At 71.3% G+C, this 14,630-nt stretch carries 13 protein-coding genes; 6 read left to right on the forward strand and 7 right to left on the reverse strand.

All coding sequences use genetic code 11. The features are described from left to right. Window positions 1-5 precede the first annotated feature (5 nt). From PKD06_RS01185 to PKD06_RS01215, 7 genes are all read right to left on the reverse strand, one after another. Window positions 6-764 (reverse strand): DUF4198 domain-containing protein, encoded by a 759-nt coding sequence (locus PKD06_RS01185; RefSeq protein WP_324376912.1) that lies wholly within the window; start codon window positions 762-764, stop codon window positions 6-8. A 141-nt stretch (window positions 765-905) separates the two neighbouring features. After that, window positions 906-1,697, reverse strand: coding sequence for an ABC transporter ATP-binding protein (locus PKD06_RS01190; protein ID WP_324376914.1), 792 nt, complete (start codon window positions 1,695-1,697; stop codon window positions 906-908). Next, the gene (locus PKD06_RS01195) at window positions 1,694-2,752 is read right to left on the reverse strand and encodes an iron ABC transporter permease (protein ID WP_324376916.1); all 1,059 of its coding nucleotides are present in this window, start codon (window positions 2,750-2,752) and stop codon (window positions 1,694-1,696) included. The genes PKD06_RS01190 and PKD06_RS01195 overlap by 4 nt, the downstream gene beginning before the upstream one ends. Continuing rightward, complete coding sequence (locus PKD06_RS01200; RefSeq protein WP_324376918.1) at window positions 2,749-3,870, reverse strand: ABC transporter substrate-binding protein; 1,122 nt, start codon at window positions 3,868-3,870, stop codon at window positions 2,749-2,751. The genes PKD06_RS01195 and PKD06_RS01200 overlap by 4 nt, the downstream gene beginning before the upstream one ends. Continuing rightward, window positions 3,860-4,744 (reverse strand): siderophore-interacting protein, encoded by an 885-nt coding sequence (locus PKD06_RS01205; RefSeq protein WP_324376920.1) that lies wholly within the window; start codon window positions 4,742-4,744, stop codon window positions 3,860-3,862. The genes PKD06_RS01200 and PKD06_RS01205 overlap by 11 nt, the downstream gene beginning before the upstream one ends. Further along, complete coding sequence (locus PKD06_RS01210) at window positions 4,741-5,613, reverse strand: alpha/beta hydrolase-fold protein (RefSeq protein WP_324376922.1); 873 nt, start codon at window positions 5,611-5,613, stop codon at window positions 4,741-4,743. Before PKD06_RS01210 ends, PKD06_RS01205 begins: the two co-directional genes overlap by 4 nt. An 87-nt stretch (window positions 5,614-5,700) precedes the next feature. After that, the gene (locus tag PKD06_RS01215) at window positions 5,701-8,001 is read right to left on the reverse strand and encodes a TonB-dependent siderophore receptor (RefSeq protein ID WP_324376924.1); all 2,301 of its coding nucleotides are present in this window, start codon (window positions 7,999-8,001) and stop codon (window positions 5,701-5,703) included. A 277-nt stretch (window positions 8,002-8,278) separates the two neighbouring features. Here PKD06_RS01215 and PKD06_RS01220 point away from each other — a divergent pair, with 277 nt between their 5' ends. From PKD06_RS01220 to PKD06_RS01245, 6 genes are all read left to right on the forward strand, one after another. Further along, the gene (locus PKD06_RS01220) at window positions 8,279-9,289 is read left to right on the forward strand and encodes an AraC family transcriptional regulator (protein WP_324376926.1); all 1,011 of its coding nucleotides are present in this window, start codon (window positions 8,279-8,281) and stop codon (window positions 9,287-9,289) included. 132 nt (window positions 9,290-9,421) lie between these two features. Continuing rightward, on the forward strand, window positions 9,422-10,195 hold the full coding sequence (locus PKD06_RS01225; protein WP_324376927.1) for an SDR family oxidoreductase: 774 nt from the start codon (window positions 9,422-9,424) through the stop codon (window positions 10,193-10,195). A gap of 206 nt (window positions 10,196-10,401) precedes the next feature. Further along, on the forward strand, window positions 10,402-11,586 hold the full coding sequence (locus PKD06_RS01230) for a DUF2865 domain-containing protein (RefSeq protein ID WP_324376929.1): 1,185 nt from the start codon (window positions 10,402-10,404) through the stop codon (window positions 11,584-11,586). 46 nt (window positions 11,587-11,632) lie between these two features. Beyond that, on the forward strand, window positions 11,633-12,400 hold the full coding sequence (locus PKD06_RS01235) for an NUDIX hydrolase (RefSeq protein ID WP_324376931.1): 768 nt from the start codon (window positions 11,633-11,635) through the stop codon (window positions 12,398-12,400). Window positions 12,401-12,436: 36 nt separating this feature from the next. Beyond that, window positions 12,437-13,753, forward strand: coding sequence for a branched-chain amino acid ABC transporter permease (locus PKD06_RS01240; RefSeq protein WP_324376933.1), 1,317 nt, complete (start codon window positions 12,437-12,439; stop codon window positions 13,751-13,753). A 16-nt stretch (window positions 13,754-13,769) separates the two neighbouring features. After that, window positions 13,770-14,630: pyridoxal-phosphate dependent enzyme (locus PKD06_RS01245; protein ID WP_324376936.1), on the forward strand; the 861-nt coding region annotated here is incomplete at its 3' end.

Below are 14,630 nucleotides of genomic sequence, written 5' to 3' on the forward strand. Positions count from 1 at the left end.
CCGGATCAGTTCGTCCTCGGCGCCTCGACGACATAGGAGAGGGTGGCGCTGAAGGTGTCGGCATCGGCCAGGTCGGGCGTCGCCGAGGGGGCGATACGGGGGGAGACGGACAGGATCTCCCCGCCCGCCTTCTCGATCTGGACCGCGGCAATACCGGCGGCATCGGTCGTGAAGGCGAGAAGCCTGTCGTGCGGCACGGCCTCTCCGTCGCTGCGCAGGATCCTTGCGCCCGCGACGGGCGCGCCGCGGAAGAGCACCTTCACGCGCAGCGTGCCGCCGGGCTCGGTCGCCGAGGGATCGTCCAGGGGCACGATCTCGAGTTCGTGTCCCACGGGCTCGGCATAGGGCGCCTCGGCCCCGGTGACGAGCTTGGCGAATTTGACCGAGGCGATCGTCTCCGCGGCGCCGGGCAGGAGACGCTTCGTCGTGTTGCGGAAGCTGCCGTCCGGCGCCTTCGTCCAGAAGCCGTTGTCGTAGCGCGCGGCGACGATCGTTCCGGCGAGGCCGGGAAGAGGCTCGCTGACCAGGATGGGACCGGCCGCGCTCTCCGAGAAGGCCGGGGCGATGGCGCGCGTTCCCCGCGCGTCGCTCACCGTCATCGCGACCAGCTTGTCGGCCTGCGGCCTCGCGAGATCGTCGGGGTGGCCGTAATGAAGGTGGATTTGCGGGACCGTCCGGCCGCTCGAAAGCGTGATCCAGAGGTCATGCGCGCAGGCGGGGGCGGCGATCAGCACCGCGGCGAGCGCGAGGAGGGGACGGCGCATCTCGGCATTCTCCCGTCGGGAAGCCGCGGCGCAGGCCGTGGCAGGGTCCGCGGATGTGACGCCGGGAGAGGAGCATGATCAATCCTATAAATCAGCTTGTCTGCGCAAATGCTGGGCGATCCGCCTCGATGCGGGGCGCCTTCAGGGCCCTCTCATTGCCGTGCCGAAGACCGCCACATGGGCGTGGCCGCTGGGACCGCGCTCGAGATGTCCCCTCACGCCCCAGGTATCGGCCAGCACCTGCGCCGTGAGCGCGGTCTCGGGCGGGCCCGAGGCCCGGACCGCTCCCGCCCGCAGGACGACGATCCGGTCGGCCCAGCGCGCGGCGAGGCCGAGATCGTGCAGCACCGCTACGACCACCCGGCCCTCGCCGGCAAGGGCCCGCGCCATGCTCATCACCATGAGCTGGTGGCGCAGGTCGAGCGCGCTGGTCGGCTCGTCCAGGAGGAGAAGGCGGGGCTCGCGCACCAGCGCCTGGGCGAGGCTTGCGAGCTGCCGCTGCCCGCCCGACAGCCGGTCGAGATGATCGCCTGCGCGCCCGGCGATGCCGAGCCGCGCGAGGCTCGCCATGACGCGCCCGCGCGCCTCCGGGGCGGAGATCGCCCCGCTCGCGAGCGGCGAGGCTTTCAGCGCCACGAGCACCGATTCGAACACGGAGAGCGAGACGCGCTGCGGGAGGGTCTGCGGCATGAAGCCGATGCGCGCGGCGCGCGCCGCGAGGTCGAGCCGCGCGAGATCCTCCTCGCCGAGCAGGATCTCGCCGCTCGCGGGGATCAGCCCGGCGATTGCCCGCAGGAGGGTCGATTTCCCGGCGGCGTTCGGGCCGACGAGGGCCGTGACCGTCCCCGCTTCCAGGGGCCCGAGATCGAGACCGCTCACGATTTGCCGTCCGCGATAGCCGGCCGAGAGCCCCCGGATGACGAGCCCGCTCATCCGCGCGGCCCGCTCGTCAGGATGATCGCGAGGAAGGCCGGGATGCCGACCAGGGCGGTCACGATGCCGATCGGGATCAGGACGCCAGGCAGGATCAGCTTGCTGGCGACCGAGGCGAAGGACATCACGGCGGCGCCTGCGAGCGCGCTCGCGGGCAGGAAGAAGCGGTGGTCCTCCCCGACCAGCAGCCGCGCGATATGCGGCGCGATCAGCCCGACGAAGCCGATGACGCCGACGAAGGCGACCGCCGTCCCCGTGAGGAGGCTGATCCGTGCGAGGGCCAGGAAGCGCAGCCGCTCCACCCGCACGCCGAGGCTCGCGGCCCGGTCCTGGCCGAGGCGGAGCGCGGTCAGTTGCCAGGCCGCCCGCATCGAGAGCGGGAAGACGAGCGCGACGACGATTCCGATGAAGGCGGCCTTGTCGAGGCTCGCGCGGGAAAGGCTGCCCAAGGTCCAGAAGACGAGCTGCTGCAACGCCTGCTCGGTCGCCACGAACTGGAGCAGGGCGACGAGGGCGTTGAAGGAGAACAGGAGCGCGATTCCGAACAGCACGACCGTCTCCGGCCCGCCGACGCCGCGCAGCCGCGCCAGCATTTGCAGCAAGGCCGCCGAGCCGAGCGCGAAGAGGAAGGCGTTGGCGGAGACGATCCAGCCCTGCGGCACGCCCGGCAGGGCGAGGTCGAGCACGATGGCGAGGGCCGCGCCGAAGGTCGCGGCCGAGGACATGCCGAGCGTGAAGGGGCTGGCCAGCGGATTGTCGAGCACCGTCTGCATCTCGGCCCCGGCGAGAGCGAGGGCCGCGCCGACCGCGAGGGCGAGGAGGGCCACGGGCAGGCGCACGTCCCAGACGATCGAGACGAGGCCGCGGCCGAGGGCGGCGGGCTCGAAGAGGGCGCGCAGGATCTGCGCGGGGGACAGGCTCGCCGGCCCCGTGGCGAGATCGAGCGCGAAGCCCGCGAGCGCGAGCGCAAGGAGCGCCGCGATCACGAGGAGGCGCCGGCGCACCCGGCGGTCGTAATCCGCGAGCGAGAAATCGCCGCTCCGGGCGGCGCTCATTCGGTCCCGCCGAGGCTCGTCCAATAGGTGCCCTCGAGCGGCACGGACAGGAAGCGTTCGTTGATCTCCCGCAGGGTCGCGGCGGGATCGAGATCACCGAACAACTCGGGATGGAGCCACTTGGCCAGAAGCTCGACCGCGACGACATGGACCGGCGTGTCGTTGAAGAGCTGCCACATGCCGTGGATGCGCTCGGGCGGCAGGGAGGAGATGGCCAGGAGGTTCAGCCGGGCGAGCGTCGCCGCGAGGGAGCGGCGGGCCTCCTCGGCCGACACGCCGCTGCCGAGAACGAGGCCGCCGCTGCGGATCTGGTAGGTTCCCCCCGTGCCGACATAAATGTCCGGCTTCGCGCTCGCGACATATTCGGGGCTCAGCTCGCCCGTCGCGCCGGGCAGGATATCGGCCCCGATATTGTGGCCGCCCGCCGCCCGGATGAACTGGTCGAAGACGCCGCGGCCGGGCGAGTAGCAGCAGGTCGGCCCGCCCGCATGGGCATGCATGAAGACTCGTGGCCGGGCGAGGCCGGGCGCCTTCAGCCGCGCGGCGATCCGGTCGAGATGCTCGCGGTAGAAGCGGTTATAGGCGAGGGCGGCCTCGGGCCGGCCGATCGCCTCCCCGAGGATGCGCAGGCTCGCCTCGGTCTCCTCCAGCGGGGCCTGGAAGAAGTCGATCACGATGACCGGCACGCCGATCGCCTCGAAGCGGCGGGCGACCTCGCCCGCCTGGGCCGCGCCGCCGCCGCCATCGGCGAAGCGGCTGAGCACGACGAGGTCCGGCTCGAGGGAGATCGCCTTCTCGAGGGAGAAGGTCCGCGCCGCGCCGGAGCCGAGATCGGGAACCCGCTCGATGGCCGGAAAGCGGCGCCGGTAGAGGTCGTAGGTCGCCCGGTCGCGCTTGAGGTCGTCGCCCCAGCCGGCGACGAGACTGACCGGATCGGGATGGAGGAGGGCGAGAGCGTTGAGGTGCCGGCCCTGGGCCAGCACGATGCGCCTCGCGGGGGCGGGGAGCGTGACTTTCCGGCCCGTCAGGTCGGTCAGCGTGACCGGCTCCGCCCGCGCGCCGAAGGCGAGGAGGACGAGCGCCAGCGCGAGCATGGTCCGCAGGCGATCAATGAGCATGGTCGTGCTCCTCGTGGCCGTGACGATGGCCGGCGCGGTGCCTGCGGGCCTCCTCCTCGCGCGCCACGGCGAAATAATCCTCGTCGCGGTCGTGGTCGAATTTCTCGCCGTAGGCGGTCTCGGTCATGCCCCGCTTCCAGTAGCCGATGACGAGGAAACGGCGGCGCTCCACCCCGCGCTCGTCGCGGATATGGGCGCGCAGCGCGCGCGCCGTCTCCGATTCGGCGCCGACCCAGAACGCGATGTCGCCGTGGCCGGGCGAGGGCACGCCCCTCACGGCGGCCGCGAGCCCCGACCTCCCCGGCGGCGCGTGCAGCCAGGTGACGCGAAGGCCCGGCGGCGCCTCGACCGGCTGCTCCTCCTCGGGGCCCGGCACCTCGATGAAGGCGTGGCCGGCCGTCTCGCGCGGCAGCGTCTCCAGCATCCGGGTGACGGCGGGCACCGCCGTATGGTCGCCCGCGATGCAGACCCAGGGGGCGGCGGCGATCTCCCGGCCGCCCGGGGCGCTGATCCCGATGACGTCGCCGGGCTGGGCGCTCGCCGCCCAGCTCGCCGCCGGACCCTCGCCGTGAAGGACGAAATCGACCTCGATCTCGCCCGTCGCGGGGTCGTGGCGGCGGACCGTATAGGTGCGGATCGCAGGCAGGAGCGCCTTGTCCGGCCAGACGAGCGGCTTCGCCGCCGCCGGCCATTCGATCCGGTTGTGGCCCTGGGGCGGGATCAGGAGCTTGAGGTTCGGCCCGCGCGGCAGATCCTCCAGTTCCGGGCCGCCCAGGGTGACGCGCCGCATCGCGGGCGTCACGTTGCGGGCGCGCAGGAGCCGGACCACGCGGATCTGGCGGAACCTGCCGGTCCAGGGCTTGGCGTTCGTCATTCTCGTCCCGGGTCTGAAGGGGCCTCGGCCGCGAAGCGCAGGCCCCGCGCCAGGGCGGCCGGAATGACCGATCCGTGCGTCTCGCCCTCGAAGAGGGCGAAGGAGACGGCGAGGCGGGGAATCCCGGCGAGCCGCGCGGCCATCTCGCGGGCATTGTCGACGAGGCGCGCCTCGCGCCGCAGCCGCTCGTGGGGATCGGCCGAACCCGTCCCTGCCGGCGGCTGCTCTTCGCCGCCGGCGCTCAGGAGCAGGCGCGTCTCGCGCGCCGGCCCGCCGGCGGCGGCGAAGGCGCGCTCCTCCCCGAGGATCGCACTCCCGTTCCACCAGATGGAGGGGCTCGCCGCGACATAGGCCGCGAAGGAAGCCGGCCGCGTGAAGAGGCAATGGAGGGCGAGGAGGCCGCCGAAGGAATGTCCGAACAGGGAGGACCGAGCCGGATCGGCGGGCAGCTCGGCCGCGACCAGCGGCTTCAGCTCCTGCTCGATGAAATCGAGGAGGCGGTCCGCCCCTCCGCTCGGCGGCCAGGGCCTGCCGTCCGCCCGTGGCGGCGGCTCGCCGCCTGTCGCGGGCGGCGTGAGATCCAGGGTGCGCCGCCGCATGTCGATCGGCGCCTCGCCCGGATAGCCGATGGCCACGATTGCGCGGGGTGGCGGGCGGCGCGGCCCGAATCCCTCCGCCGCGAGCCGGGCGATGTCGACCGCCGTGCCGAAGACGGCATTGCCGTCGAGGAGATAGGTGACGCCGAAGCCCTCCGCCGGCGGGGCGCCGGCAGGCCGCCACAGGAAGACGCGATAGGCGAGGCCCTCGCGGGAGACCATGTCCCTGACCCAGGCGCCGGGCACCTGGACCGGCTGTCTGTCGGCTCCCATCGAGGATCCGCTAGCGAGCGCCAGGGCCGGCGCGGCGAGCATGGCTCGCCGCGTCCAGCCCCGGCCGGAGCTTTCCGCCATGCCCGCTCACCAGCGATAGGTCAGCGTGGCGAGGACGGCGCGGCGATAGCCGTAGACGCAGCCCTGCAGATAGGAGAAGCAGCCCGACACATAGGTCTTGTCCGCAAGGTTCGTTCCGTTGACCGCGAGCTTGAGACCCTTCAGATACGGGCTCGCCTTGCCGAAATCGTAGCTGACGGCCGCATCGTACAGGGTATAGCCCGGAACCCTCAGGGTGCCGTCCGCCTGGCCGAGCGTGTTGCCGATATAGCGGACGCCGCCGCCGAAGCCGAGCCCGGCCAGCCAGCCGTCATGGAAGGTGTAGTAGGCCCAGCCGGAGGCGATCTGAGCGGGCGCGCCGACCGGGCGATGGCCGAGGCTCGCATCGTTCGCCCGCGTCACCTCGACATCCATGGTCGAGTAGGCGGCGATCAGGTCGAGGCTCTTGGCGATCGTGGCGCGCGCCTCGACCTCGACGCCGCGGGAGCGGATCTGCCCCGTCTGGATGCTGTAGCCGAAATGGTTGGGATCGGGCGTCGTGACGTTGTTCTGCGTCAGGTCGAAGGCGGACGCCTGGATGAAGGCGTCGTAGCCGACGGGCTGGAACTTGACGCCCGCCTCGTATTGCTCGCCCGTCGTCGGGCGGAAGGGAGTGCCCGAATAGGAGGTGCCCGAGGTCAGGGGATCGAACGAGGTCGCGTAGCTCGCATAGGGGGCGAGGCCCCAGTCGAAGAGATAGACGAGGCCCACGCGGCCGGTCAGGGCATCGTCTCCGAACTTGGTCGTCTTGTTGGTGTTGTAGACGTATTGCTTGGTGTCCGCCCAATCCTGGCGGAGGCCCGCGGTCAGGACGAAGCGGTCGAACTTGATCTGGTCCTGCGCGTAGAGACCGAGCTGGCTCTGGTCCTGGTTGGTGCGCGGCGTGGCGGGCAGGACGAAGGGCGTGCGGCCATAGATGGGGAACCGCCAGTTCAGCGGCTGCACCGTGCCGCCCGTGCCGAGATAGGAATGCGAGCCGACATCCAGGTAGTCGAGCCCGAGCAGGAGCTTGTGCGTGAGCGGCCCGGTGGTGAAATCGAACTGGGCCTGGTTGTCGAGCACGAGGCCGCGCGCGAATTCGCGCGAATAGGTGGCCCGGCGCGGCTGGAGCATTTCCTGGTTGGCCGACATGCCGACCGCCGCGACCGTCGTGAATTTCGAATCCATGTCGACGAAGCGCAGGTTCTGGCGCAGCGTGACGCCGTCCGTCGGCTTGTGCTCGATCTCGTAGCCGATATGCGACATGTTCCGGCTGAAGCCCTCGAAGCCGGGCTCGCCGGGGAGGAGGCGCGTCGGGATCCGGCCGAACTTCGTCGGCAGGAGCGTGCCGACTACCGGCAGGGTGCCGTAGAAGCCCGTTTCCGGGTCGCGCTGGTAATGGCCGTAGACGGTGAGCTTGAGGGTCTCGTCCGGCTTCCAGGTGAAGGAGGGCGCGATCATGATGCGCTGCTCCTTCGTATGGGCGACCTGCGTGTCGGCGTCCCGGAACAGCCCGGTCAGCCGGTACAGGAACTTGCCGTCCGGGTCGGCCGGGCCGCCGAGGTCGAAGGCGGTCTGGAGGCGGCCGTAGCTCCCCGTCTGGAGCTGGATCTCGCGGACCGGCGTCTCGGTCGGGCGCTTGGACACCATGTTGACGAGGCCGCCGACATTGACCTGCCCGAACAGGACCGAGGCCGGCCCGCGCAGCACCTCGATGCGCTCCAGCGAATAGGGATCGATCGCCGGAACCAGGAAATTCACGCCGCGCAGGACGCGCATGCCGTCCCAGTAGTTCACATAGGCGGCCGCCGTTCCGCCGCCGCCGAAGCCGCGGATGAAGATGCTGTCGTAGCGGTTGTTGGCGGGGCGCACCTCCGGCGAGATGCTGGCCGAGTAGCGCAGGGCCTGCGAGACGCTCTCCGCCTGCTGCTGGTCCATCTGCTCGCGCGGGATGACCGAGATCGATTGCGGCACTTCGAGGATCGGGGTGTCCGTCTTGGTGCCGGTGGCGCTGCGCCGGGCGACCATGCCGCCCACGGGCCCGTTGGCGCGCTCCACCGGCCCGGCCGGTTCCACCGCCGGCCCCGCCGGAGCCATCGTCGGGGCGGGAGCGCGGGAGGAGGCGACGGTGCGGGCATGCGTCCGGCCGCGGCGCACGCTCGCCCGGGTGGGGGCGGGGCGGGCGGCCGGCTGGACGACCCGCGGCGCGGCCCGGCGCGGCGCGGGCGGCTCGACCGTCACGGGGGGAAGGCCCGGGCCGGATTGCTGGGCGATCGCGGTCGAGGACAGAAATGCGCCCAGGAGGCCCAAGGCCGCCCCCGCGGCAACCCGGCCTCCTCCTCGCGCCGATCCCATTTCCAACATATCGCCCCCGCCCGCTCGAAAAGTCGCGGGTCGGCATTAGCGTTGCCCGGCCCGGCCGATCGAGTCCGCCGTCTTTGCGAAAGATGCCGAGAGCTTTGCGGGAAGTGCGTGCTCCGCCTCTTTTCTTGGTCAGCGGCAAAAAGACAACACCATATTAGAAATGTTCTATTTTCATGGAGGGATTTCTTCTTGACGGAGAGAGCAAGATGCATTGTCTGAGGATGTGACGACTGCATTCACCAGAACGCGGGATTCGGGCGGGCAGCGCCGCTCGATCCCGTTCTCGTTCTTCGAGCAGTCCCCGCGCTTCCGGTCGGGCGAGCATACGATCGAGCCGGTCCTGGCCTCGGACGAGCCCGTCCTGATCGGCCGCTTCCGCACGCTGCGCCTGCGCGAGGGCCTGATCCTGCACGCGACCGACACGGAGGACCTGCACGACCTGACGACCTGCACGAATCTCGATCCGGGCTTCGGCTTCTATCTCTTCATCGAGGACGGCGAGGGGCTCGACGCCTCGGTGGACGGGCGTCCCCTCCCGGTCGGGCTCCACAGGGGCGCGAGGGCCGGCTCCACGGGATTCGCCATGTCGTGGCGGGCTCGCGTGCGCTTCCGGCGCCGGGCGGCGCGGGGGACACGGGTCCGCAAGGCGCTGGTGACCGTCTCCCACGAATGGCTGGAGCAGACCTTCGGTCGCCACAGCGTGGCGATCCCGCCCGCGGCCCTGGAGCATCTGGCGATCTCGCGCTGGTCTCCCTCATACCGGCTGCGCAAGCTCGTCGAGGGATTGCTGGAGCCGGACCTGCGCGGGGATGCCGTGTCTCGGCTGCGGGACGAGAGCGTCGCGCTCGACCTCGTCGCCGAGGCGGTCGCGACCCTCGAGCCCCCCACCGGCGTGACCGCCCTGCGGCGCACCGAGGCGCTGCAACTCTCGCGAGCCCGCGACATCATCGAGGCGCGCCTGTCGACGGATCTCGCCGTCGCCACCCTCGCGGGCGAGCTGGCCATCGGGGTCTCGGCTCTCCAGCGCCTGTTCCGCGTCAGCCACGGCTGCTCGGTCTATGAATATATCCGGGACCGCCGTCTCGATCAGGCCCGCGCGCTGCTCGAGCAGGGACAGTCGGTGACGGCGGCCGCCGAGGCGGCCGGCTATTCGAGCCCGGCCAATTTCGCGACCGCCTTCAGGCGCAAGTTCGGCCTGACCCCGACAATGGCGAGGGAAGGGCTTCAGGTATAGGCGGCCGATCCCGTTCTCGCGGACCATGCGATCCTTCACCTGCCGATGTGGCTTCAATCTTCCTGGCCGGGAACATAAAGACGGGAAGGCGGCGGCGCGAGGCGGCCGAGGCGTTCCGAAAAGGGCTCGATCATGACCGACCGTTCCATCAAGGGCAAAACCGTCATCGTTGCCGGCGGCGGCAAGAATCTCGGGGCGCTGATCGCGCGCGATCTCGCGGCGCACGGAGCCAGGGCCGTCGCCATCCACTACAACACGGCCGCGACGAAAGCCGAGGCCGACGCGACGGTCGCCGCGGTCAAGGCCGCCGGGGCCGAGGCCGCCGCCTTTCAGGCGGACCTGACCACCGCCGGGGCCGTGGAAAAGCTGTTCGCCGAGGCGGTTGCGGCTTTCGGCAGGCCCGACATCGCCGTCAATACGGTCGGCAAGGTTCTGAAGAAGCCGATCCTCGATATTTCCGAGGCCGAATATGACGAGATGAGCGCCGTCAACGCCAAGGCGGCCTTCTTCTTCCTGAAGGAGGCGGGACGCCATCTCAACGACAACGGGGCCGTCGTCACGCTCGTCACCTCGCTGCTCGGCGCCTTCACGCCGTTCTATGCGAGCTATGCCGGCACCAAGGCGCCCGTGGAGCATTTCACCCGCGCGGCGGCCAAGGAGTTCGGCGAGCGCGGCATCTCCGTGACGGCCATCGGCCCCGGTCCGATGGACACGCCTTTCTTCTACGGCCAGGAAAGCGCCGAGGCGCAAGCCTATCACAAGACGGCGGCGGCGCTGTCGAAGTTCTCGAAGACCGGGCTGACCGATATCGAGGATATCGTCCCCTATATCCGCTTCCTCGTCTCCGAGGGCTGGTGGATGACCGGCCAGACCATCCTCGTCAACGGCGGCTACACCACCAAGTGAAGGGCACCGGGAAGGCCGCGGCTTTCGGGTGGCGACGGCGCTTCGCGAAGGCCGTCACCGCCTGATATTCAACCCGGCTCCCGCGCGAAAAGGAAAAGCCTGACGTTTGCAGCTTCGGCGGATCCTCGATTCGCGTTAAGCTTTCATTGACCGTTCAGGCCGCGCGGCGTTAAGACCTATCCGCGGCGATGTTGCGGAGAGTATGCATGATCGATCGGATCGCCACATCGATCGGCCGCACGTTCTGCGCGTGGGGGGGCGGGGGCCGCTCGCGCCTCGGCCTCGCCTCGGTCGCGCTGCTCTGCGGATTCGGCCTTGCCGCATCGGGCGTCACGCTGGTCCGCGCCGCCGACGATGCCGGCGTTTTCGACTTCTTCCGCAGCCCGGCTCTCGACCGGATGATTGATCCGATCCGCCTGAGGCCCCGCTATGCCTCCGAGCCGCGCTTCGTCTATCGCCCGAGAGGCGAGATCCGGCGCCGGGAAGCGCGCCGCCGCGAGGCGAGGCGGGCGGAGATCCGGCGGGCGGCGCCCGCCCGCCGGGCCGCAAGGCGGATCGTGGAGGCGCGCCAGCCCCGCCCGGCTCCGGGCGAGCCCGTGCGGGAGAGGCCCACCCTGCGGCACGCGTCTGCCGTCTCCGCTGCGGCCGGCGCGACCGGCGCGAGCGCCGTGGGGCGGCGGACGATGTGCGTGCGCACCTGCGACGGCTACCTCTTCCCCGTCGGCACCCTTCATTCTCGCGCGGATTTGCCGACGCACGAGACCGCCTGCCATGCGGCCTGCCCGGCCGCGGAAACGCGCCTCTACACGCTCGCGCCGGGCCAGACGCTGGAAAGTCCCGCCGGTGCCCGGTCGGTCCTCGACGGGACGGTCTATGCGAAGCTCAAGACGGCTTTCCTCTTCCGCAAGACGGTCGTCGCCTCCTGCGACTGCCAGACGCCCGGCCTCGCCTCCGCCCACCTGCCCATCCTGCTCGACCCGACGCTCCGCCGCGGCGACGTCGTGGTGGACGGGCAGGGCAACGCCCAGGCTTTCGCGGGCCCGCCCCGCGTCCCGGCCTCGCGGCAGGCATTTGCCGGCTACGAGACGAGCCGCGCCCTGTCCGGCACCGCCAAGGCCCAGGTCGACAAGCTGATGGGCACGACCCTGCGCCGCAAGATCGCCGCCGCCTACGAGCGCAGCGAGCGCCGGCGCCTGGCGGGCCTGCCGGATTCCGCGTCTTCCTCCGAGGCGGCGGAGCCGCGGGCGACCAGGCTCTCCGCCGTCACGCGAGCCGCTTTCCGCGAGGTGTCGCCGCCGGCGGGCTCCGATTCCCGCGTGCGGGCCTTCACGGTCACCCAGCAGGGCGGGACGGTTCACGCATCGGGCGCGCGGATCATCACGGTCGAATAGCGGCTCCCGCATCGACAAGCCTCCCGGCCTCGGCCAAGAGTGCGGCATGAGCGATCCCGCGCCTGCCTTTCCTTCCGCGACGGTCCTGCTTCTTCGCGACCTGCCGCGTTTCGAGGTCCTGATGGTGCGGCGGCACCGTCAGATCGAATTCGCCTCCGGCGCGCTCGTCTTTCCCGGCGGAAAGCTCGAGGAGAGCGACAGGGATGCGGGCTGGGCGCGGCATGTCGCGGGAGGGGAAGGGCTGAGCGATATCGAGCGGGCTTTGCGCATCTGCGCCGTCCGCGAGGCATTCGAGGAATCGGGCATCCTGCTCGTGGGCCGGGGGCCGGAGGCGGCCGAGGCCGTCGAGGCGCGCGCGGCGGCCGGTCGCGAGGAGGTGGCCGCGGGACGCGTCGGCTTTCGCGAATTCGTCGCGGAACTCGGGCTGAAGCTCGACCTGTCGGCGATGACGCCCTTCGCGCATTGGATTACGCCCTCGCCGATGAGGAAGCGCTTCGACACGCGCTTCTACCTGAGCGCGGCCCCGCCCGATCAGGTCGCCGCCTGCGACGGCTGCGAGACGGTCGATGCGGAATGGGTGCCGCCGGCCGAGGCCTTGCGCCTGGGGGAGGCCGGCGAGCGCACGATCGTCTTCCCGACGCGGCTGAACCTGCGGCTGCTCGCGGCCTCGACCTCGATCACCGAAGCGCTCGCCAGCGCCGCGAGCCGGCCGGTGCAGCCGATCACGCCCGAAGTCACCCGGATCGACGGCCACGACATGGTGTCCATCCCGGAAACCGCCGCCTACGGTATCGTGCCGCCCGAAAGGCTGTGAGACGGGAGATTTGAGGGCGGTGGAGAAACCCGCCCCGTGAACCCGGCGAAGCTCATGCGATCACATGGCTCGAAGGCGGTTGCGCTCCTGCTGCTCCTCGCCCTGTGCTCCTGCGCCGCCATCGACGGGGATCAGGTCCGGCTCTGCCGCATCGCCCTTCCAGCGCTCGAGCCGGAAGGCGCCCGGATCATCGTCCGGCGCGTCCTTCCCATCGAGCACGGCGTGCGGGTGAGCTACCGGGCCGCGATCGGGGAAGGGCCCTCGCTCGACCGCTTCGCGGAATGCCGCTTCGCTCTTGGCCGCCGGACCGAGATCGAGGCCATCACCACCGATCGGGGCGAGGTGCCGGGCGCCACCGTCTATCTCCTGCGGCGCTACTACGTGGAGACGCCCGAGGGGGCGGCGGGCGATCCGGGCCCGCCGCCCCCGGATGCCGACCTGCCCGAATGGCCGCGCCCGGCCGCAATCCTGGTCCAGCATCTCCTGGCCGGAGCGCCGGGCGGCGCGATCCTGGCCCTGCTCGCGGCCGCCTACGGCCTGGTCTGGGGCCTGATCGGCCGGATCCACCTCGCTTTCGGCGCGCTCTCGACGATCGGCGCTGCCGCGGCCGGTATCGCGGTGGCGGCCATCGGCGGGGGAGCGCCGACCTTCGCGGGGCTCGCCGCCGCGCTCGCCCTGGCCGTCGCCGCGGCGGGGCTACACGGCTGGGCGGTCGGGCGGATGGCCTTCGTCGCCGTGCCCTCGCGAAGCGGGCAGGCGAGCCTGATCGCCTCGCTCGGCCTCGCCATCGCGCTCTCGGAATATCTGCGGCTCGCCGCGGGCAGCCATGCCGCCTGGATCGGGCCGGTGGGGGCGGGGCCCGTCTTCGTGGCGCGGGCGGGAGATTTCATCGTCACAATCGAGCCCGGGGCGATCATTCTCGCCGGCGCCGGGTTCTCCGTCGTACTTGCCCTCGCGGCGGCGATGCGGCTCACGGCCTTCGGCCGCCATTGGCGGGCCGCGGCGCAGGACCCGACCGCCGCCGAATTGTCGGGCATCGACGTCGGCCGGCTCGTCGGCCGCACGCTGCTTCTCTCGGGCGGGCTCGCCGGGTTCGCCGGGGCGCTGGCCGCGATCCGCTGGGGCGCCCTCGGCTTCGCGGACGGATTCGCTCTGGGGCTGAAGGCGCTCGCGGGCGCCGTCCTCGGCGGGATCGGCTCGGTGCCGGCGGCGCTCGCGGGCGGGCTCGTCGCCGGCCTCGCCGAATCCCTCTGGCCGCTGCTCTTTCCCGTGGAAGGACGCGATCTCGCCCTCTTTATCGCGCTTGTGATCGCGATCATGCTGCGGCCGCGCGGACTCTTCGCCCGCGCCTGATCGGGAGTGATTCTCCTTGGCATATGCGATCGGCATCGACGACGTCCGGGCGGCGGCCGAGGTCCTCGCCGGGCAGGTGCTGGAGACCCCCCTCGTGCCCGCCCCCGGCCTCTCGGAGATCACGGGGGCGACGATCCTCGTCAAGCACGAGAACATGCAGGCGACCGGCTCCTTCAAGGAGCGGGGAGCGCTGACGCGCCTCTCGGCGCTGACGGAGGGAGAGCGCCGGCGCGGCGTCGTGGCCATGTCGGCGGGCAACCATGCCCAGGCCGTCGCCTACCATGCCCGGCGCCTCGGCATCCCCGCGGTCATCGTGATGCCGGTCGGCACGCCGCTCGTGAAGGCGCAGAATACGCGCGCCCAGGGCGCCGAGGTCCGGCTCGTCGGCGAGACCCTGTTCGAATCCGCCGCCCATGCCCGCGCCCTGGAGGCCGAGCACGGCTATGTCTTCGTGCATCCCTATGACGATCCGTACGTGATGGCCGGCCAGGGCACGGTCGCCCTCGAAATGCTGGCCCGGGCCGGCGACCTCGACGACCTCGTCGTGCCGATCGGCGGGGGCGGGCTGATCTCGGGCATCGCCGTGGCGGCGCGGGCCCTGAAGCCGGGCATTCGCATCATCGGCGCCGAGGCGGCCCTCTACCCTTCCTTCGCCAACGCCCTCGCCGGGGAGGACAGGCCGATCGGCGGGCCGACCCTCGCCGAGGGCATCGCCGTCAAGACGATTGGCACGCTCACCCTGCCGATCGTGCGCGACCTCGTCGACGAGATCGTCTGCGTCGAGGAACCCCTGATCGAGCGGGCGGTGTCGTTCTTCGCCACCCATTCGCGCAGCATGACCGAAGGAGCGGGCGCGGCGGGGCTTGCAACCGTTCTC

Origin of the sequence: Enterovirga sp. (assembly GCF_035325185.1) — a bacterium.
In the GTDB taxonomy this organism is placed as follows: Bacteria; Pseudomonadota; Alphaproteobacteria; order Rhizobiales; family Beijerinckiaceae; genus Enterovirga.